Annotated in this window: 14 protein-coding genes and 2 pseudogenes; 3 read left to right on the top strand and 13 right to left on the bottom strand. The window is 35.2% G+C overall.

Going from position 1 to position 21,746, the window contains the following annotated elements:
• Window positions 1–105 precede the first annotated feature (105 nt).
• The 10 genes and pseudogenes from OTK01_RS05735 to OTK01_RS05695 form a co-directional block, all read right to left on the bottom strand.
• Window positions 106–2,019: an ATP-dependent nuclease gene (locus OTK01_RS05735; RefSeq protein WP_013432871.1), complete on the bottom strand. Its 1,914-nt coding sequence runs from the start codon at window positions 2,017–2,019 to the stop codon at window positions 106–108.
• A gap of 147 nt (window positions 2,020–2,166) precedes the next feature.
• The gene (locus OTK01_RS05730) at window positions 2,167–4,836 is read right to left on the bottom strand and encodes a phospholipase D-like domain-containing anti-phage protein (protein ID WP_029228885.1); all 2,670 of its coding nucleotides are present in this window, start codon (window positions 4,834–4,836) and stop codon (window positions 2,167–2,169) included.
• 75 nt (window positions 4,837–4,911) lie between these two features.
• A complete protein-coding gene (locus OTK01_RS05725; RefSeq protein ID WP_029228886.1) occupies window positions 4,912–7,809 on the bottom strand; it encodes an anti-phage-associated DUF1156 domain-containing protein in 2,898 nt (965 codons plus the stop codon).
• Between the two features lie 39 nt (window positions 7,810–7,848).
• Window positions 7,849–8,451, bottom strand: a complete 603-nt coding sequence (locus OTK01_RS05720; RefSeq protein ID WP_029228887.1) for a DUF3780 domain-containing protein — start codon at window positions 8,449–8,451, stop codon at window positions 7,849–7,851.
• On the bottom strand, window positions 8,444–11,686 hold the full coding sequence (locus tag OTK01_RS05715; RefSeq protein ID WP_029228888.1) for a DUF499 domain-containing protein: 3,243 nt from the start codon (window positions 11,684–11,686) through the stop codon (window positions 8,444–8,446). Before OTK01_RS05715 ends, OTK01_RS05720 begins: the two co-directional genes overlap by 8 nt.
• Before the next feature lie 185 nt (window positions 11,687–11,871).
• A pseudogene (locus OTK01_RS05710) lies at window positions 11,872–12,012 on the bottom strand (DUF4846 domain-containing protein); the annotation flags it as partial.
• A 62-nt stretch (window positions 12,013–12,074) separates the two neighbouring features.
• Window positions 12,075–13,271: an RNA-guided endonuclease InsQ/TnpB family protein gene (locus OTK01_RS05705; RefSeq protein WP_269011793.1), complete on the bottom strand. Its 1,197-nt coding sequence runs from the start codon at window positions 13,269–13,271 to the stop codon at window positions 12,075–12,077.
• A gap of 110 nt (window positions 13,272–13,381) precedes the next feature.
• Window positions 13,382–13,483: pseudogene (locus tag OTK01_RS13340) on the bottom strand (NERD domain-containing protein); the annotation flags it as partial.
• The gene (locus OTK01_RS05700; protein WP_307742484.1) at window positions 13,464–13,946 is read right to left on the bottom strand and encodes a DUF4846 domain-containing protein; all 483 of its coding nucleotides are present in this window, start codon (window positions 13,944–13,946) and stop codon (window positions 13,464–13,466) included. The gene OTK01_RS05700 and the pseudogene OTK01_RS13340, both read right to left, overlap by 20 nt.
• 72 nt (window positions 13,947–14,018) lie before the next feature.
• Window positions 14,019–14,222, bottom strand: coding sequence for a hypothetical protein (locus OTK01_RS05695; RefSeq protein WP_029229281.1), 204 nt, complete (start codon window positions 14,220–14,222; stop codon window positions 14,019–14,021).
• A gap of 169 nt (window positions 14,223–14,391) precedes the next feature.
• On the opposite strand from OTK01_RS05695, the gene OTK01_RS05690 reads away from it, so the two are divergent.
• Window positions 14,392–15,822, top strand: coding sequence for a transposase (locus OTK01_RS05690; RefSeq protein WP_269011792.1), 1,431 nt, complete (start codon window positions 14,392–14,394; stop codon window positions 15,820–15,822).
• Window positions 15,823–16,129: 307 nt separating this feature from the next.
• Here OTK01_RS05690 and OTK01_RS05685 read toward each other — a convergent pair whose 3' ends face one another.
• Window positions 16,130–18,742 (bottom strand): M48 family metalloprotease, encoded by a 2,613-nt coding sequence (locus OTK01_RS05685; RefSeq protein WP_029228713.1) that lies wholly within the window; start codon window positions 18,740–18,742, stop codon window positions 16,130–16,132.
• A gap of 295 nt (window positions 18,743–19,037) precedes the next feature.
• On the opposite strand from OTK01_RS05685, the gene OTK01_RS05680 reads away from it, so the two are divergent.
• Both OTK01_RS05680 and OTK01_RS05675 read left to right on the top strand, forming a co-directional pair.
• Window positions 19,038–19,976 carry a KaiC domain-containing protein gene (locus OTK01_RS05680; RefSeq protein ID WP_013432882.1) on the top strand — a complete coding sequence of 313 codons (939 nt, stop codon included), beginning with the start codon at window positions 19,038–19,040 and terminating at the stop codon, window positions 19,974–19,976.
• A 35-nt stretch (window positions 19,977–20,011) separates the two neighbouring features.
• Window positions 20,012–20,395 (top strand): hypothetical protein, encoded by a 384-nt coding sequence (locus tag OTK01_RS05675; RefSeq protein ID WP_013432883.1) that lies wholly within the window; start codon window positions 20,012–20,014, stop codon window positions 20,393–20,395.
• A 10-nt stretch (window positions 20,396–20,405) separates the two neighbouring features.
• On the opposite strand, the gene cysK is transcribed toward OTK01_RS05675, so the two are convergent.
• Window positions 20,406–21,332, bottom strand: a complete 927-nt coding sequence (cysK, locus tag OTK01_RS05670; protein ID WP_029228712.1) for a cysteine synthase A — start codon at window positions 21,330–21,332, stop codon at window positions 20,406–20,408.
• A gap of 93 nt (window positions 21,333–21,425) precedes the next feature.
• Window positions 21,426–21,734, bottom strand: a complete 309-nt coding sequence (locus OTK01_RS05665) for a phasin family protein (RefSeq protein ID WP_029228711.1) — start codon at window positions 21,732–21,734, stop codon at window positions 21,426–21,428.
• Window positions 21,735–21,746: the final 12 nt, after the last annotated feature.

The raw sequence follows: 21,746 nt of genomic DNA, 5'->3' as shown, positions 1-21,746 counted from the left end.
ATAGTCGGATATAATAGCATCAGCTCCAATTAAGCGTTTTATTAATAACAACTCCTTAAGCTTCTCTAAAAATGATGATAGTAGTTTGCCTTTTGTTACTATTAATTATATATTGATAACAAATTTAACCAATTCTTCAATAGGTTTGATATTTATAATTTCACTTATTTTTTTGCCTCCACCTAAAATATCATTGTTTATCTCCAAAATCGATGCCAAAGATAATTTATTTTTCTCTTTATCGCAGTATCTATTTCTAACTTGTTCGTCTATAAATAAATCTTCTATTTCTCCATATAATATAAATACCCCTAGTTTCTTTAGATCATTTATTAATTGCATCAAGTTATAATAAATCTCTTTATCATTTTCAAAGCTTGATATATGTTTTGCTTTTTCAAATTCACCTGGATATTTTTGTTTTATCTTCTTTCTTAAAGCCTTTAGAGCTACAAATATATCCTTATTATCAGAAAAAAATTTTTCAATATCTTCAATATTTGATTTTTTAACAATCCGTCCATTTTCATCTCGTTTTTCATCACGAAGAAGATAATCAAAGTCAGCTAAAATAGCACATTTCAGACCCAACTTTTCCTTTATGAGTTCTAAATATCTAATAAAATTATTTTTTCCACCAGTCTCTATAACTGAAACATTATATAAATCTAATTGATAAGGCATAATTTCATCAGCTACAAATTTTACTAAATACATATCATATCCTTCACATAGTATAACTTTTTCAGCAAAAAAAAGCTCATTCTGATTATTATCAAGAAGTAAATGCTTATAGGATTCCAATTTAATTTCTCTTGCTCTCGTTGAATTACCAACTTTTGTTACTATATATATTGTGCTCTTCTTATCAGCTCCTTTTAAGAACTCAACATTATGTGTTGTCATAATAACTTGATTAAAAGGTTGTTCTTCATTTTGAGTATTATATAGAAATTCATTGATCTTTTTGTTAATAACTCTACAACCATGCGGATGCAAAAACAATTCCGGTTCTTCAATACAAAGTAAAGAAGATGTTTTATTGGTTGTATGTTTTGTATAAAATGCAAATAAATCAATAATTACAGCACTCTGAATTCCGCTTCCTTTCTGTGTTAACTCACTTTTAAAACCATCATCAACAAATATTTCTACATTCTTATACAAATCATCAATTGTATCATTACACATTTGAAAATTAACATCTGTTTCAGGAAAACCAATTACAAATATTTCATTCTGTATTTGACTTTTTATATTTTCAAATATAATATCACTCTTAATATTTAAGGCATTAATTATTTTTTTTAATTCATTATCAGAAGTCTTATCAATTAAATTTTTGAATAACTTTCCAGACCAACTATAATTATTTAACTTTAATTGTTCGTTGGGACTCCTAAACGAAGGCATAACAAAACTCTTAATTAAACTATTTTTAATAACTGGAAAGTAAGGATAAACATATAAAGAGGTTGTTCCTTGTTGAGAATGATCAAAAACAAAAAATAATAGTTTTTTACTCAAATTTTCACAATTTCTAATGGCAAAAAATAGAAAGGCATAATGCTGATAATTTTTAATTATTTGCTCCCATGTAAATTTCTTTTTTTCGAAATCCACTCCATTTCTATCTGAAAAATCATCATCTCTAAAAAATTCAGTTATTCTTTCCAGTTCATTAAAAGTGGGTTTATATGAAGATATATTAAATACATAGAAAACTCTTTCTTCATTTGCTTTTTCGAACTCAAAATTTTCACTTTCCGATTTTCTCAAATCACAATAAATCATCAATTTGCTTTCAAAATCATTCCTTTCTTTATCATAGTAAAAATCATCGATTCTAATGTTTTTGTAAACAGGGTTAGCTTCTCCCAACACCAAATCAATTGCTTTTATAATATTACTTTTTCCGGCATTGTTTCGTCCTATAATAATATTTTTTCCTTTCGAAAATTTGATTTCTAACTCTTTTAAACTTTTATAATTTTTTACCATCAAATAATTTAAGTACATTACTTTTGCCTCCTTCCATAAGATTTATAAACTTCTTCCCTTAATTATACGCAAATTCAAATAACTGATATTATTTTAGCAAATTATTTAAATCGAAATATATCGATTTTTGTCGAAATTATATAAATAAAGTTTAAAATAAAAAACCTATTCACTCCACCCCCTACACAACCACTCTTTTCTTTGTTCATTGTCCAAAATTCTTTTGCAACTCTCCCAGTCGACTTTTTCGACATGATCCTTATATTTTATATCAAATGGGTGTTCGGAATTTAGTATCTCGACCGTTTTGACTATTTCCATCCACTCATCCTTTATAATCTCTGGAAGTGATCCAATCATGTCATATGTAGCTTTTATTCTGCCAGACAAAACCGCATGAATCTTATCTTCAATAGAATCCTTGTATCTTAAGTTATACACATATACCTTGTCAAATTGCTGACCTATCCTCCTTATTCTTCCCTGGCGCTGTTCAAGTCTGATAGGGTTCCATGGAAGGTCGACATTTATAAGAGTGCCAAGTGTTTGCAAGTTCAAACCTTCTGCAGCTGCATCTGTTCCAATCATAAGTCTAATTTTCCCATCCAATACAAGTTCTTTTATTTCATCTCGTTCAACCTTTGAATAAACTCCATTTTTGAATATGCCAGATTTATCGCCACCTGCATAAATTGCTATCCTTTCATCTGGCAAAGATGAAGACAATTTTTGTGCAACAGTCCATGCTGTGTCAAAATACTCAGAAAAGATTATGCAGCCTCTTTCGAGCCATCCCATATTCTTTAAGATATGCAAAATCATATTTAGCTTTGGATCATTGTCCTTGTTAAATTCAAGCAGCTCTATTATTTCCTCTAAACAGAAAAGCTCATCCCTGCCTGTGATGTTAATCCTATCCGGCATTTCATCGTCTTCATCATCTTCTGAAAAGTCGTCTTTGACGATCGCCCTCTTTTCATAAATTGCCTTTGCAGTGTTCAAGCCCGCCTGCATGGAAGAACCCATCCTTCGCAAAAGAAGTGTTTTGTAAAATCCCTTAGCACCTGTTTTTTGCCTCAATAAATTTGTAAACTCCTCAGCATACTCATAAGCTTTTTTGAGCGGTGCAGAAAGTACAAGTCCTTCATCATCCCCTTCACCATAAAGTAGCACATCAATCTTTTTAAGGTAAGGCTCGCCTGTCTCTGGATCGATTGTATTTTCAAGCGTGGATCTCTTTCTCTTAACAATGTGCCTGATAAAAGGATTATACTTTTCCATGAAGTTTTCTTCTATCAACTCATCTACAATATCCTGCTGGGATGGCAAAAGAGCATCATAATCATCATACGAAACATACTCATCATCGCTCATACCAAGTGATCTTCTGAGTTTCCCAATTGTAAATGGATTTTCTTTTGAAGGAGGCAAAGGATTTCTTATCCATCCCCAGTAATAAGCCTTGCTTGAAATCTCCTTTTGTCCGCGTACTAAATCAATTGCTTCTAAATGTCTTTGATACCAAAGGCTGAACTCATTGCCTAAAACCTTTGGTGAGCCTTGTGCAAGTATGTATAAAAGGTCCCAACCTTCAACAGGATGCAGCTGAATCGGAGTTGCAGTTGCTAAAATCATTGTTTTTGTCCTTTGCGAAAGCTCAAGCAAAAACTTCATAAGGTTGTTGGGCTCTGGCTTTTCAGCAGGCTTATTTAGATTTTGGCGCCTTGCCCTGTGTGCCTCATCAACAATCACGCATTCATAATCAATTTCAAGCAGTGGTTTTGTAATATCTGAATTAGAAGTAATCAAACCCTGGGAAATTATTCCTATTCGCCTTGGACACTGCAATATTGGTGGAATCCCATTTGCCTGTGGCCTATACTCTTGCCCTGTTTCAACTATCCACTTTTTACCGTCCCACACAGCAGAAGGTATGTCAAACATTGTTTTGAGCTCATCCTGCCATTGCCACAAAAGTGTCTTTGGAACAATTATCAAAACAGGTTTGTCCCCGTAGAGTGCTGTTAGCTGAGCAATCATACCAAGCTGGGCAGTTTTGCCAAGCCCAACCTCATCTGCAAGAATGTATCTTGCCCCATCTTTGCAGTGCTCTTCAAACACCATTTTTACAAAATACTTCTGGTGATTCCAAAGCCCAAAACCTTCTCGGTAAACAGGTGCTTCTATCACGGGTGAAGCAGGGTCAGGCCATTTTTGCCACTCTTCAACGCTAACAACATTCTTTTCTGCCAGCCTTCCTATGTTTTCAATTATTAAATCACAAAGCTCACAGGCATAAGGACTATTCCAGAAAAAGTCAAACTCATTTTGCACCCACTCCACGCTCTCAATACTGTCATCTGCCCAAAGTATCTCATAGTTTCCTTTCCAGGCAGGTAGCGTTTCATTGACACTTCCAACAAATGCAATCTTTCCGCCATCTGATAGGGTGATGACACCAGCTTTGCCATGTACAAGTCCATACACATCATTTGGTACAACCCTTACCTGGAGTTTTCCGCATTTTAGAAGTTCATAGAGTTTTTTAAACCTATCTGGAAACTGTTCAGCCTTTAATTCAGGTTTTGATTTGAACCACTCTCTGACAAGCTTTTGTTTTGCAAGCTTTGCCACTAAAACGTCCTTGCTCTCAACCTCAGAGTTGCAAACAACCCTTGCAATTCCTTCTATGCTCTCAATTGCCTCACCTGCAATTTCTAAAATAGATGAGCTAAAATAGCCTGCAAGTCTATCATAGCTTTTAGCATTTCGCAGGTGTTTGTTCAAAAACCCCTCTGCAAGGTCAATATGACGCGATGAATATCTTTCAAGCATATTTTTAAAAAGGCAATACCCTGCATCCTTTTTGCAGGATACTGCCTTTTTTGACACCTCCTTCTTACTTAAAATTTACAACCTATCGTTTGCCACACGCTCAGCAAGATATGACGCTATTTTTGAGTCGTCTTGCCAATGCTCCATTCCGCTTATTTCTTCAAGCTTCGCAAGATATCTAAATATTATTTCTATCTTGCTTTTGTTGTTCCAGTACTTTGTGCCAAGTTTGGTTTTTAACATCTCATGTGAAAGAGCAACTGCCTCGGCAGTGTCATTTATTTCCTGGTCCTTTTTTATTGCACTATTTATAGCCAAAAGACACAAGCGCAAGATTGTTGTGCTAAATGCATGTTTTGTATCAACCAAATCTTGACCAAGCTCGCTTGCTGTCTTAAGTCTTGCCGAATTTGATTTCTTGACTGCAAAAAGTTCATCATAATCAGCAACACCAAGACTCCTTGCAGCATCTTGATATGCACCTATTCTTTTTTCGCCTCTTATTTCAAACTCTATGCCTCTTATATAAAACTTCTCATAGCTTTCCATCTTGCGCCAAATCTCATAAATGGTATCTTGATCAAACCCAAGGTATTTCAAACCTTCTGGTACTATGTAGCTGCTTGCATATTCGCGCATAGAATCCAAAAACTCTTTAATCTTTTGATTTGTAGCTTTAAGATTGCAGGATGTCAAAACGCGCAGTGCTGCATAGTAGCCTGATAGTTCCAAATCTGTTGGACTAAAATTAGGTTCTGCCTCATCCTTGTCAAGCTCGTACATCAGCTTTATCTGCCTCTCAACCTCTTCTTTGCCAAAAGGATATAACTCCTCAATAAATACAGGCTCAAGCTGAGTTCTATCAATCTTTTTTAAGACAACACACACAGTTGACTGTACAAAATTGCCCTCTGACATATTGTCCTCTCTCTCTGTTGCAACGCTCCATGCATTGACAGACAAAAGCCCAGATTCAAGCAAAATCTCTGTTAGGTCTGCAAAAACTTGTGAGTCTTGATGAGTAAACATTAGAACAAAATAGCCATTTTCAGGCATACTTGACACAATGTTTCTTAAAATTCCTGTAAAAGTTTCTTTGAACTGCTGTGCTTCACCTCTAACTGCCAATGCTCTTTTACTGTCTGTATACCACTCTGGAAAAACCTCTTTCAAAAACTTCTTATCCCATGCTAAGAAGAACTCTGACAGCTCATGGTAGTTTATAGCATCAGCATAAGGTGGATCTGTTATCCAAATGTGGCAAGGTAGATTTATATCGCGGGCATCGGATAACATCATAAAAACTTTATTTTCAGTAGTATCAAAAAGATTGTTAAGTCCAATAATAATATGCCCCTTTAAGTATAGAAATGACATAGTTGAATAATCATAAAGCGTATTTAAAGCCTGATTATAAAAGGTATCTATCACTTGTTCGTTCTTTCTAATCCATCTTGAAAGTTTAGAATTCCAATTACAGCACCTATTTACCCCCAACAACCCCACAATCTTCTCCTCTTTTGTCTTTGCTTCTTTGTCAATCAGCTCCATCAAAAGCCCATGTAAAAGTAACTGTCGTGGATTGAAAAGCTGGTGCCAATATGCCCAACCTCTTTCTCTGTACAATCTGCTTGTTTCTTCACCTTCTTCAATCATATCACTTGGAATATAACCTTTTTGCTGCCACTCATCAAATCTTTCTTTCAAAAGATCTATAACTTTCTTTTCCCTTTCCAAATCCTCATCATCCGGGGCTTTGTAGTATCTTTGCCCTTTTTCATCCTCATATCTTATGCAGTACAATCTTTCTTGAAAAACATCATCTTCTCTTGGTATAAATTCATGTTTTTCCCAGCGTCTTAGTCCCCAAATTGTTTTGCCACTTTCATCAACCTTATCTCCCCTAATTGACGAAATACTTGTCTCCATTTTACAATGTGGACAAATTAGATAACCATCCTTTACAGTCCCATTTTTGGCTGCTTGTTCGAGCTCTGATTGGCTGACATTCATTTTGATTTCTATATCAAACCCTTTTTTAGCTGGGTTTTCGTGCAATACTGCAATGGTCTTAGAATTTTTGCCAATTACTAAAGAGGGTATAAGAGGTACTTTGAACCCACACTCAGGGCAAATTGTTTCTGTGCAGTATAAATATGCATTTGCTCTATGCCCTTTTGAGTTGTGCTCAATCCCCCATTCCGTTACAATCTTGTCTGCCTGCTCAAATACTCTTTTTTGAAAATCTTTTAGCTTTTCAATCTCATCTTCGGGCAGACTCAAAAGATTCAAAGCTGCCCATGTAAGAAGCATTGCAATTGGATTTAGGTCTGATGCAAAAACACCAAACCCAAGCCTTGCTGCTTCAAATGGAATACTCCCTCCACCGCAAAAACAATCTCCAACTGTTGGAATCTGCCCAAATCTTTTTTTGCCAAGCTCTTCAACAAGGGCTTGATATGAATATGCGTTTGTTCCAAGATGCTCATTTATCTCATCCCAAGCGCTTTTGGGTAGATTTTCTACCTCTTCGGGACGCTTGCAATATCTTAGCTTCTGTTCATATGGCATCCTTTTAAATATTCTTTCTTGAAATTCTTCCCTCTCAGCTTTTTTTAAATCTTTTTTGTAGCTTATTTTCCCCTCATCTGCAACATCAAAATATTTTGCCTTTTCTTCTTCTGTTGCAAACTCATAAGCATCCTTTGCTGATATGCTGCTTTTTCTTCTTAGCTTCAATCCCTCTTCATCCATAGTCATAAGCTTAAGAAAAATTTTCATATCTTTTTTGGGGTCATCTGTTGCAGGCAAAAGAAGCCCCAAAAGTAGTGCGCGCACAAGCACAAGAGGTTTTCTGCCCCACCATTTTCCAAGACCTGTTAATGTCTGCCCTGCACCTGCTTTTCGCTCTTTAAATGCCTCCTTTGAAAGTTTTGAAACTGGAAATTGAACCTCTATTAAAGATTTCTCCATCTTTTTCCATCTCCTTAAGTCAAAAATTTTTTGTCAGTATTATTCTTCATATATAACTGTTTGTCCTTTGATACTTTCAAAGTCAAGCTGTTCAATCTGCTTTTGACTTACTGGATTATCAAGCAAGGCATATTTTAGTGCCATTCTCCAGCCTTTTCTGTCATTTACCTTGCCTGTTGCAGCATTTGTAACTCCGTACAACCACCATCTCTCTTCAGGTCGCAAACCTTGCCAGTTGACAATCGCAACAGGCACCTGCGAATCATCGGTGCAATCTTCCAGTGCCCAAAGCAAAACCACAAGTTCTTTTCCCAAAAGCCTGTGAACGGGGTTTTGCCCAACCTTCCACTTAGATTTCTTAAAACCCTCCTTTTCAAGCCTGAAATTGAACTCCTGTGCAACATACGGTGCAACCCTCTGCCACAACCATTTAGGAACAGCTACTTTGAGTTGGTTGCGAAGAGGGCTGCCCTCATTAATATCTTGTATATCTTTGTCTTTATCCCAGATAAATCTTTCGTATACCAATACTTTTTCATTTTTCCCTTGAGGAATAACTACCATAAAGTGATGCTGCGTCTCCTCTGGTACATAGCCAAAGCCAACTGATGCTACAGCATTTTTCTTTTTTGATTTACTCATCCTGTGTTATTGCCTCCTTGAAGTCCTGCAGAGCTTTCCCTTTCTGTTTTGCCCATTCTTCAAAATCTTTTGCTTCTTCAAATAAGAGCTCTGTAATAACTCCTATTACATTTTGAATACCTTCGTTATAAAAATCAGACTTAACTTTTTCAATAAGCGCAAACACTTCTTCAGGGTCTGTGCCTTGTGGTTTTTTGCAGGTTAGCACAATATAGTTGTCATCATCTTTATATACGTCAAGAGAGTAGCTAACAAGTTTCCCATTGCAATTTTTTAAAAGTTCAATCTCTCTTTTAAGTTCTTCTAAACCGTAAATTAGAATTTTCTTCTTATTTAAAAGTTTTAATCTTACATGTTTTGTATAATCAAGTTCAATTTGCTTAATTAATATATTTCCTGTAACATCTCTTTTCACAGGAATATTCTTTGTCTCTGAAAAAACGCCATCTTTTTCTGCAACTACAATAATAACCTTTGCATCATCCGGAATTACAATATCACCATTTTCAGCAATTTTCCCATCATAGCGCGGGTTTGTACCATCAGTTGTATATTTTACAGTAGCCTGTGGTGCTGTTCGTACTTTTATATGAGCTCTCCCTTCTTGGTCAGTAAACCTCACATTGTCATCAATTAAAATCGGGCACACGTATTTTACGACATCACCTTTTGGATGATACCCTGTGGAATCGATGCAAAGAAAATTAACTTTAGCAGCTTTTGTCCTGAACTCATTGACATTTGGCACAACCGGTGAGTTTTCGGTTACTTCCTTATCACCTTCTTCATAGTGTACAACATCACCAAACATTGGAATGAGTTTTAAAACTACTTCACCTGTGTCAAAGTCAGCAGACAGAAAATTGACCTTTACTGTTGTTTTGTCTTTTGCTGCCTCACCTCTTAAAACAAGCCCTGCACTTTCTTTCCACAAGCCTTTTGAAAGCATCTCGCGCTTTAAGTTTTCAAGAGCTTCTGGCGGATGCCAGAACCACCTTGCATCCCGCGCTGCTCTTTCAATAATCTCGTTCCAGCTCATTGATTCTCTTGTGAACAAAAGATTTTCTACCTTTTCGCGAAACTCGTCAATGTCATTTACTTCTATGTATTTTTTCCCAAGTAGGACTTTTTGTATGACAATCTCTCCATCTCGGTTGTTGCCAAGAAGAGCCCTAACTCCATCTAACCCTTTTGTACCTTGAGAATCACTATTTTCACCTGCTGGCAGATATTTTAAATCCTCAGGGATAAGTTCAGCAGTCTGCTTGGTATATGGCCTTTGTGGATAGTAAATCTTGTTGAAAGTCTCTCTTAATGCTGATAAAACTGAATTTCTCATCTTACTCTGCTCATTTTCTGCACGTTGATACTCTGTGTCTGTCTCTGGTACACCTTCTTTTCTGAGCTCACTTAGCACGTTTTCCCAACACATGTACTCTCTTATCTTTTCCAAAAGTGCATTATACATAGTGGTAGAGCCTGTCAAAAAGAGAAGTCTATTTTTGTAAGTTTGATTTTGCCAAAAACCAATCAGCGTAGGGTTAAGAGAACCTTTTGAGTCATAAGGCTTTGAAATTACCAATATTACACTATTCATATCCACATTGATTTTGGATATGTCATTTGGTAAAGCGATGATTTTCTGGTACACCTTTTGATAGCAGTTTAGGTTCCTCGGTGAGAAATACTCATAAAGAAGCCTCTCTAACACTGCCTCTGCTTCATCTAAGGTATACATGCTTTTGAACTTTCTTATACGCGCAATTACATTTTCCATTGGTGTGAGATATATTCTATCATTTGCATCTATTCTTGTGTGCAATGAATTTTGCTTAAATTCTTCAATTATGTTCGCAAGACTGCTTAAATCTTTGTTTGGAGAGCTCATATATGCAAAAAGCTCACTTGTTGTAAGACCTAATGGAGATTTTGTAATTTCAGACAGCGAAGACAGCAAAATCAGTTTTGCAACTTCACTTGCTAAGTTCGTATTGTATTTTTGGTCAATAGCCTTCGCAGTTGTAATGTGAGCTGTTGAATAAACATCATGCATGACAGCATTTTCTAAACTCTGTTTTATGTTTGTAATCTCTTCGCGTGTATTGTAATCGCTTAGGTCAAAGTCATACGGTTCAATGAGATACTTCTGCTTTGCAAGTTTCCCATCTTCACTGTAAAGATATCTTATGTAGTGCCTCATAAGACGAATAAGTCCTCGTGTTTGCTGGAAATTGACATTTTCTCTGAACCTGCTAACAAGCTCCATTATTGCTGGGTGAAATGGGTATGTTCTTTTTATCTCTGTGTAAATTCTCTCAGGCTCAACTGTGGTCTGCCCTTTTTTGTTGCCTTCTTCAATAACCTCTTTGTAGGCTTTTGCAATCTCTTCTACATCTGGATCATTTTCAGGGTCTTGAGGATACTCTTCAAAAAATCTTTTTCTCAAAATACAGTATACATCATTTGTGACCATATCAACCGGCTGGATAGAAGAGGCAACACGGGTTGCTTCTTTGTCAAGCTCAGTCGCTAAAGCACTTTGTAAAAGCTTCCCTCCTTGCTCATACGCTGCTTGAAGGTCTGCCACAACCACCATTACGTTTGAAAGCTCTTTTTTCTGGATTGCATTGAAAAGATTCGAAAGCCCAATTGAAACAACCTTTCCAAAGTTGCTCTCACCAACCGGGATACTCTGGACATACTCAAGATATAGCGGAAGCTCATCAAGCAATATCAAAAGCGGATCTCCTGCAAGAAGCTCAGTCCACTCTCTATCACCCGGTGCAAACATATGGTTCTGAAGGGCTTTATTCAAAACCTCCTGCTTGCCCAGTTGATTGGCAATCTCTACCCACGGAATAGAATTTGTCCACCGCCCAGTAAATACTGCAAGTCTTATTCTACCTGTGTACATATATGGATAATCATCACCTAAAACCTTTTTTCTGAGCTCTGGGTATTTTGCCAAAAGACCCAAGGCAATCATGTTATGGGTCTTGCCACCACCCATTGCTTGCCTTAAAACAATCATGCCTTGTTCATCGTCAATACCTTTAAACCTTTTAAAAGCAACATCAAATAGTCTTTTCATACCATTTGTTATATAAGTTTGTTCAAAAAACTTTTCTGGGTTGATCTTGTCAGAAAGAAGGTCTGAAATCTCTTGCACATCTTCTGAGCTTCTTGTTGTGAACACATCATCCCTGGGTTTACAAAGTTCGAAAAGGGTTTTCATGGGTGTTTACCTCCAGTGAATTTTGGTTTTTATTTATAATTTACTGCATTTATGTTGTAAATAAACTCTTTCTAACGACCATTTTCCCCTTGCTTTTCTTCACTAATAATTTTAAATTTTTCTTTAATTTCATTATATCAATCCTGCAGGAAATGACAAATACTTTCTTTGATATGTTGTGAATTCTACTCCCCAAACCTATAAACCTGATCTTTTATAAACTGCCACTCTGGTGTTATTAAAACATCACCAAAGTTTATTGAATACCAGGGATTGCCATCTTCGTTTGCTGGGTTTTTTAAGATGTGAATGTCTTGGGCTGGCAGGTTATGAATAGTGTTTAAAGTATTAAAAACCATTCAAAATTTTATTAAAACACTATTCTTTGTTAGGCTACATTCAGCCTAACCGGGTGTAACCCCACACCCTCTATCCCCTCCGCAAATGCTTCGGGGAATACTTTTCTTATAATGTTATATCCGCTGTTTACATCAGCATTTATTAATATTCCTTTGTTGCTTCTAAATAGCCCTCTTCTTATCCTGCGACTTGGATCATAATTTTCTTTGCCCACTTCTTCTCCATCTAAAAAACTGCATCCACTTGTATAGCTCTCTTCGGTAATTATTAGATTAATTCCCTCTTCTTCGCATTTGTACTTGAGCATCTCTATGAACTGATAATAAGGAATACTCACAAAATTTTGATTATTTACCTTCCCTAACTTTATCTCCTGTTTCCAGTTTGGATTATAACCAACTATAAGGGTGTCTATTTCGTGTTCTTTACACCATTTGACTACAAAACGGCTTACTTTGTGCATGTAATCCTTAATCTTGTTATTTCTCTTTAAAGTCAACTTCTCTATCCTTCTGCTACTGCCTCTGTTGCCTACATAACTCATCAATTCTGCCTTTTTCTTGTTGTAATACTGGTTTATCGACTTAATAACTTTGCCATTAATAACAATAGGCTTTATGCCTATGTTATTTACTAAAGTTACAAAGTTATTAAGTCCCAAATCTATACCTGCTATCCTCTTTGAAGGTTTTTTTGTTTCAGCTATCTCTTTTTCATAAACTATTTCAATAACATAAACACTTCCTTTTGGGATTACTCTCACTTCTTTTAATCTGTTTTCCACCCTTGTTTTGAGCTTTAAATCTGTTCTGGGAAAAGATAAATATCCATCTTTGATTTTGCACTGTTGATTAGTAAATACAGCTATACTCCTGCCATCTTTTTTCTTATACTTTGGCAATTTAGGCCTACCTAAGAATTTACTTTTATCTTTATTCCATTCTTCTATAGATCTAAAAAATGCTTTCCAATTTCTTTCAAGAAGTCTTAAGATTTGCTGTGATGTTTGGGCAGGCAAGTTTTTATAAACCTCATGTTCTTTTAACATTATATCAAGTTCTCTATATCTTATCCACCTGCCATTGTTTATAAATTCCTGTCTTACAATGTAGTTAGAATAATTATATAAGTTTTTTGCTGCAAAACATGTTTCATCACAATAATTCCACAATTCATGATTTCTATTTATTTGTATTCTCTCCACTCTCTTGACTATTATCTTCAAACACCCCGCTTTCTAATTTTGCTTTCATATTTGTATCACCCACAAAGTGAAGTAAACATATTTTATTAAAAAACTTTAATATGTTAAATACATTTATTATTTTCTAGCACCATATGACCATAGTTTTGCCTGATTGGATTATAAAATTTTTCTTTTCTTTTATAAATTACTTGCGTCCAATACTCGTCAAACTCATTTCCATAAATCGCCTTGCATCCATTTCTTAAAATCAGCTCTAAACCCATTTGTGAAGTTAAAATGAATTTTATCATATTGCCTGTTCTTATAAAGATACTCTGAATAGAGCCTTATGACAGCATCTGCACACTGCTGCAGATCTCTTGTGCTAACATCTATGTCAATTACTGCAACATATACGTCGTTTGGTTTTTCTTCACCATTATAGTACCTCACTTTTGTGCCATGGGGCTTGAATGGTAGATTCCTCAAGTATTCAGCAAAAGATCCTCTTGGAACTTCAACTCTTTCATACCCTTTTGGTACTTTTATTCCTTCGCCTATCGTTTTGCCATGGCTATTTATGAGACTTTCTTTGTAACTTTGTTCTGGTGTATTTGGCAGGGAAGAAATACCATTCTTCTTTTCTAACTTTGGTTTTTCTGCAATTTCAGTTTTTTTATTCAATTGGGATTGTTCAGATGTGCATCCAACCATTAAAGCAAAAATAAGGACAGCTGCTGCCCCTAACTGCATTATTTTCCTTAGCATAGGCATTGAATCAGCTCCTCATTTAAACAGCTTTTTCAAAAGAGTAAATATGCTAAAAGTTGTTTTATTGTATATTTTGTTGTACACGTACTTCTTGGGATTAGTCACCCAGCCATAACCACGTGGTGCTTTTAAACCCAAACTGTGCCTGATAAATCTCTTAACACTCGTCCTGGTAGCTATGCTTTTCCTTATACTTGGTTTTCTCATGCCAAATTTCATTTTAGCTACCCCCTCGCAATAATAAAAAATATTTTAGCCTTTTGCAGAAACGCTCAAGATGAGCGTTATCAAGCTTTATATAGAATCAAAAAAGTCTGGACCCCCTCCTCATAGTTGTAGTAAAATATGTGTATATAAAACAAATTTTCTACTATGAGGAGGGTCCAAAATGTTCAAAAACAAACCTAATCAGCTTTCATTTTTAGACTTGTATTCCCACATAAAGGCCTCGGCTCTTTACAAGCCTGAAAGCCTCTTGGGCTTGTTCAACAAATTCATCGACTTGTCCAACTACATACCTTCTTCTTTCTACAAAGCCTACTACAAATACTTCGGTAAGCATAGATACTTCTCTTTAGAATCTATGCTTCTTTGCTTTTTTGTCCAAAAAATCCTTAAACTCAATACCTTAACCCAACTTCGCGCTGTCTTGCTTAACTCATATGAACTTCGCTCATTTTGTAATCTACATGGCAATGTCCCTTCTATCTCTACTTTCTCTCGCTTCAGAAAAATATTTGCAAGCGAAATCCAAAAACTTTTCCAAAATATCTCTATCCATGCACACAATATCTCTATCCAACAATGCCCTGAACTTGCTTCAATCCTAGTCTTCGATACAACCGGTATTGTCCCAAAGGTTCGTGAAAACAACCCTAAATTCATTCAATCACTCTTGAAAAATACCTCAAAAGCTAACCCTGAGCTGTCTTCTGACAAAATCTACTCTCTTGTTTATTCTTCTTTGCCTAAAACTGCTAACGCTAATTCTAATATCCGCCTTATGTTCGTAAATGGCCATTTCTGCTGGGCTTTAAAATTTGCTGTCATTACCAACGCTCTCGGTATTCCTTTAGCTTTAGTTCCTCTGTTTGACTCTGATTCTCCTTCGTCAGACCCACTGCAACATAAAGCTATCTCTGACTCTAAAGCTTTAATTCCTTCACTCGAAACTCTATTCTCTTATCTACCTAAAAATTTCTCTACTTTCATCGCTGACAGTGCCTTGGATTCACACAACATCTACTCCACTTTAAAAAATTCTTTCAACTTCTCCAAAATTGTTATCCCTCTAAATACAAGAGCCTCTAAAAATACTACACCTACTTCAGACCCTAATATCGTTATATCTGAAGATGGTGTCCCAATCTGCAAAAAGTTCAATAAACCTTTTAAACCTGAAGGCAAATGTCAAGGCAAAAATCGCTCATTGCGCTTTAAATGGATTTGCCCTATGTCTTGTTACAAAGACGGCAAACGCATCTGCTCTTGCCCTCAGCCTTGTACTACCTCTAAATCGGGCAGAATGTTCTATACATACCCAGATAACTTTCGCTCTTTCCCAGGAATCAACAGAAATTCCCAAGAGTTTTTTGACCTCTACAAAAAACGTGTCGCTGTAGAGCAGACTATTTACCACCTAAAATCCTACATGGGCTCTGATACAACACAAACTCTTGATCATATTCCTATTTTCTCTGATTTCTTGCTCTCTGCTATTACTTATTCGCTCTTATTTATCCTTGCTCACAACATTAAACTCTATTGTTCTAAATTAACTATCAAAAAACTGAGCAAACTTAAAAAACTTATAGCTTAAAACTACAATTTTTCTTGAGTAATTAATCCACTAAAGTTAACCTACTAACTAAAGGTTTATGATTTTGTTTTTTATTTAACCTTCTAAAACTTAGAGTTTAGAAGGCTTAGGATGCTATTGTCTTTTTTGAACTTTTCAATCCTTGTCGTATATTTGCTCCTGAATACTTTTGTTATCATTGATAATATATGGTTTCAATCCTTCTCTTCTTTTTATATTTTAATTGTATTTCCTGTTTATACTGGCATCTTTTCCCTTCAATCACCACCTATTTTGCAAACGGCTAATAAAAAATATTTTTTTATTATTAGGACTCACTCTTTTTTTCAATCCTTCTGACAATCTCAAGCAAAAGACCTGTCTGGTCATTTTTGTCAACAAGTTTATATGTCCCATCCATGTTAAGCCTAAATTTCCAATAGCTTTGAATTGGTTTTCCATTAATTTTAACATCCCATATGTTGTAAAATGAAATCAAAGCCTCATTGTCGTTAAACTTTTCAAATACAGTTTTGTGTGTACATTCTATAGGAGTTTGAAAATTGTAAATCATATAAAGCCTCTTGATGCTTCCTGATTCTATAAAGTTCCATCCTGTTATCTCTGAAACTTTTAGTAAAAGGTTATATGCCTGTTGAAAATACCAGTTGTTAGAAGGCTTTGTTTGAACATATCTTGCTATTTTAACATTTTCCTTGCCAATGCTTTTCAAATATTCTTTAGCGTAGTCATAGATTTTTTCTGAAAACTGGTAATTCAAAAGAAGCTTCTTTGTCTTTTCACTTCCAAATATTCTTTCGATTGACTTTGAAAAATACTTCCCCTGTCCTGTAGGTATTGTAAGAAAAATACTCTTTATACTACCATCACTATTCAGAAGAATTTCACCCTTTGCAACTTCAAGCCCCCCTAAGGCCTCTGCAGCAAATTCACTATTCACAAAAGAAAAACCCGCAAAAGAATACACAACCCCAGCCATGACTTTATTTTTCTCATACTCTTTAAACACAATTTTATAGTCCACAAAAATCTTTTCAGAAAGCGGAGCTATCGAATAAAGTTTTGCTTTTCTCAGATAAACATTGAATGCTTCTTTGATAGCATCTCCAATATCTTTTCTGTTTACCCAAGGTGGCAGTTTAATCTCATATTTTAATGCACAAATTCCTATATTTTTATCTTTTACCTTCTCAATAAGTACTGCCGCTGAGTTTTCATATTTTGGCCAATCTCTATCAACACATACAAACCATTTATAAACACTGCTTGACACAGACTCTTGTCCGCTACCTAAGTTACTGAAGCCATATGAGTACTTTAATATTATCTTCCCTATCTCTTTATTTACTCCCCACCACGGCTTATCTTTATTAAAATCGACTGCTGGGACATACTTAATAAGTGTACCTGAGTCTGAGGAATAAGAATACAAATGAGATTTGCCGTTTTTTTCAAATATTTCAATATGGTAATCATTATTAAGAACTGTGTTGGCTAAGCTAAACTTTTTCCTTGTTTTATTTATGCTTTTCACAATAGTTTCAATATCTTTTTTGTCAGTAATATCTACTTTAGCTGGCAAGTCAATTTCTTTTTTGCTTCCAGCAATTTCGATTAAGGTAGGGATACTCTTTTCTATTTTTATCTTTTCAATATTTTGCGACCAACTTTTAACATCTTCTTGGGGCAAAAACAGACCAAATGCAAGATAAACAGTGGCAAATATTGCACAGGCTGTCGCCAAACAAATATAAATTTTCTTGAATTTATGAGTATCGCCTTTCTCTACTTTGTTTTCTGCTTCAGCTAATATCTTAATTCTATTTTTGAGCGAAGGGTGTGACTGAATCTTTTCTAAAGCGTTCGAAACATCAGCTTTTATGTAATTGATAGCATATAGAGTTTTTAAAGCATTTTCATAGACCTCTTTCTTTACCCCACTTTCCAAAACAAACAAATCAGCTTCTATTTCGGCAGTTCGGCTAATATAACTTGGTAAAAAGAGAAACTGAATTGCTCCTATCAATAAAATTGCCAATCTTATAAAATTTAACATTTTAGATTCTGAAACAAAATAGCCAGCTAAACTTTCAAGACCAAATACAAGTGCTAAATAATAAAGTATCGCAATAAGCCAACCAAATAGAATTTTCTGCACATGTTTTGCTTTTATATGACCTATCTCGTGAACCAAAACTGCATCAAGCTCATCTTCTTTTAGATTTTCCAAAGCATACGACGTTACTAAAAGCTGAGGCTTAAAAATGCCCGCCGCAAAAAGATTTGCAAATTTTTGTCCAAGTGTATCAAGCACAGTCACTCTGAGTGACTCAATACCAAACCTTTTTAAAGTATTTTTTATAATCTTCTCTTCACCCTCATTAAGTCTTCTTTTTGGATACTGCAAATTTAAAAATATTATATAAAACAAATAATTACCAATAAAAAAGGCAACAGGCAGAAAATAAATATATTTAATATTATCGCTTCTTAAACTTTTAACAATAGGCAAAAAAATTATACCCAGCATTACAACGTAACCTAAAAGTCCAGACACAAACTGACGAACCAAAAATAAACCTTTCACTTTCTGATTTAAAATTCTTGCTTGTACAGTTGTTGTCACAAATACTGCTACTATAAAAATTTCAAGTACATAAATTAGTAATATAAAGAAGTCTGCCAAGTAGTTGTGTCTTTTTGAATCCAAAATTCCAACTAAAAAGCCGCCTATTGCTCCCATTGCTAAGCTAATTATAAAAATTGCTCTTATTAAAAAAGTGTTCAATCTCGTTGCTTCTTTTTCTTTTTCCTCACTTTTTTCGTATCTGCTTATTATATACTTTTTCAGTGCAATCATAATTAAGATGTAAAATATAAGAAATGCCAAATTTGCTATGACAATTTTAATCCAAAACACAAAACTTCACCTCTCATTGTTTATAAACTAAGCTTGAATATTTATAACAATAACATTTTATAACAAAAAATCCTTCAAATCAACAACAATAGTTTTGCATTTCAGAAATAAAGAAAAAGAGCAAATAATAATTTTCAGAAGAAAAAGCCTAAATTAGACGGCAAATGTCCAAAAAAATCAAAAAATTTTAAAAAATTTGACTTTTTCTGACCTTGACAAAGTATTAATTTGTAATAATATTTAATATTGGAAGGTTGTATGGTCCTCCTTTAAGAAAGAAAGGAGGTGCAATAAAGTGGCAGCAAAAGAGACAGCAGCTCAGAAAACTCAAGACACAGCAGCTCCAAAAATTCAAGAGACAACTATTCTTCAAGATGCTGTGAAGCTCAAAGACCTATCTAAAGCTGCACCTGAACTTTTTGGTGTAAAGACAGGAGTTGAAGGGATAGACAAGCTATTTTACAAGCTTGAGTTTTCAAAAGAGCAGGGAAAACCTGTGATAAAACCACTCGGTGGGATTCCTGCGTACTCGGTCATAAACGTAAGTGGTGTTGCAGACACAGGTAAAAGCCTTTTTGCTGAACAGTTTGCTGTTGTGCAGGCAAATGAAGGAAATAATGTCCTGTATGTTACCGTTGAGACACCTGCTGAGTTTTTGTACTCATCATTATTATTTCGTGCAAATGCAATGAACATCGATAAATCTAAAGTGGAAGAAAACATCTATATACTTGACGTGACAAGAGATTTTAACATCCGTGGAAATACAAACAATTTTATAAAGACCATTGATAATGCCGCATCAAAGTTTAACATAAAAAATGTTGTCATTGACTCTATCACTGGCCTTTTTGAGTCTAAAGAAATCTACGCACGAGAAATTGTAAGGACAATTTATAACTTTTTGAAGTCAAAAAAACTTACCACTCTTATGATTTCACAAAAAAGAAGTGGGCAAGAACACCTGTCAGCAGAGGCTGCAGGTGGATATGCTGTAAGCCACATTGTAGATGGTACAATTGTATTTTCAAAACAGGTTATCATGAACAAGTTTGACAGCTCTACTTTCAAAAAACCAATCGGTGAGGTTATTCGTCTTTTGAGAGTTGATGGGTGTAGAATGTGCGGTCACGACTCAAAAACATATGTGTTTGAAATAGACCAAACAGGACTTATTAAAGTGCTGTACCCTCTTTCTACTCTCACCAACCAAAACTCTAGTGAAAAGGAATGAGATAAAAAACTGGTAAAACAAGGGAGGTGCAAGCCATGAAAAGGATTGAACTTTTAAAACAAGACATGGACAAGGTGATAAAAGAAATATTTATGATTGCTATAGACATCTTAGGTGGACCTAAAAAGCTTGTTGAGTACAAGAGGCTTACATGGCTTGCATCATTGATGGAAGCAATATTTGTGATTTATCTTCATAACGAAGAGAACCAATCAGCAGATGAAATTGCTGAGTTTTTAGGAATCAGCAGTCAAACAGCAAAGGCAATCTTGCAAAGCAAACCTGAATATGCAAAGATCAAGTTAGAAAGTGGTGAAAGCAGTGAAAAAACCCATATTGCAGGCGGTATAGCAAAGATTGCATACAAAAAATGGAAAGAAGAAAATGAAAAAGGCTCTATGTCGCATCAAGAGGCATAGAGCCAAAATTTTATATCCCGACATCAAACAAATCAGTAGACAAATATCTCTCCCCTGTGTCTGGAAGAAGAACAACAATCATCTTCTTTTTGTTTTCTTGCTTTTTTGCAACCTCTAAAGCACCATAGAGTGCTGCACCAGATGATATCCCAACCAAGATGCCTTCTTCTCTTGCCAAATACCTTGACATCTCATATGCATCTTCGGCTTTTACCTTGATTATTTGGTCATATATTTTTGTATTTAATACCTTTGGCACAAACCCTGCACCAATTCCCTGTATCTTGTGAGGACGAGGCTTTTCCCCTGACAAAACTGCAGAGTCAAAAGGTTCAACTGCAACAACCTTAACAGACGGCTTTTTCTCTTTCAAAACCTCACCAACTCCTGTGATTGTTCCACCTGTACCAACCCCAGCAACAAATATGTCAACATTACCATTTGTATCATTCCAAATCTCAAGTGCGGTTGTTTTTTTGTGAATTTCAGGGTTTGAAAGGTTTTCAAACTGCTGTGGCATAAATGCATTAGGAGTTGAATTATAAATCTCAAAAGCCTTTTCAATCGCACCTTTCATACCCTTTTCACCAGGTGTCAGAACAATTTCTGCTCCATATGCACGCAACAATTTTCTTCGCTCTATAGTCATTGTTTCTGGCATTGTCAGTATTAACTTATACCCTTTTACAGCGCACACCATGGCAAGAGCAATACCTGTATTGCCGCTTGTTGGCTCAATTATAACTGTGTCTTTGTTTATCAAGCCCCTCTTTTCAGCATCCTCAATCATAGCAAGACCAATTCTATCCTTTACACTTCCGCCGGGATTAAAATATTCTATCTTTGCAACTATTTCTGCATCATACTCTTTTGAAAGTTTATTTAATCTTACAAGTGGTGTTTTGCCAATAAGTTCTGTGATATTATTATAAATCATAAATATACCCCCAATTCCAGTCGAAATAGTATGTTTTTATTTTATTATAATCCTTTTTTATCCTTGCAGTCAAAAAAAATTAAAGAAAAGGTCTTACTGATTGTTAATTTTAGAAAGCTCTTCTCTTATTATTTCTCTTATTCTCTCTTCTGAAATAACTTCTGACTTTGTTGCAAGGTTCATCTTGTTTAAAATATTTTCAACCTGTTTTGCAATATAGTCGTTGAGCTCCTTTTTTTGCTCTTCGCCCTTCTCCATAATCTTATTTACCATTTCCTGTACTTCATTTTTGCTAATCTCACCTTTTTCGGCAAGCTCATTGACGAATTTTTCTACCTTTTCTTTTGAGATGGCAAAAACTCCAAGCCCAATGTTGATAATCTTTTCTAATAATTCTTTCATTTCTTACACCTC

This window comes from Caldicellulosiruptor acetigenus (assembly GCF_026914305.1).
Classification (GTDB): domain Bacteria; phylum Bacillota; class Thermoanaerobacteria; order Caldicellulosiruptorales; family Caldicellulosiruptoraceae; genus Caldicellulosiruptor; species Caldicellulosiruptor acetigenus.
This window is presented reverse-complemented; position numbering and strand designations above follow the sequence as displayed.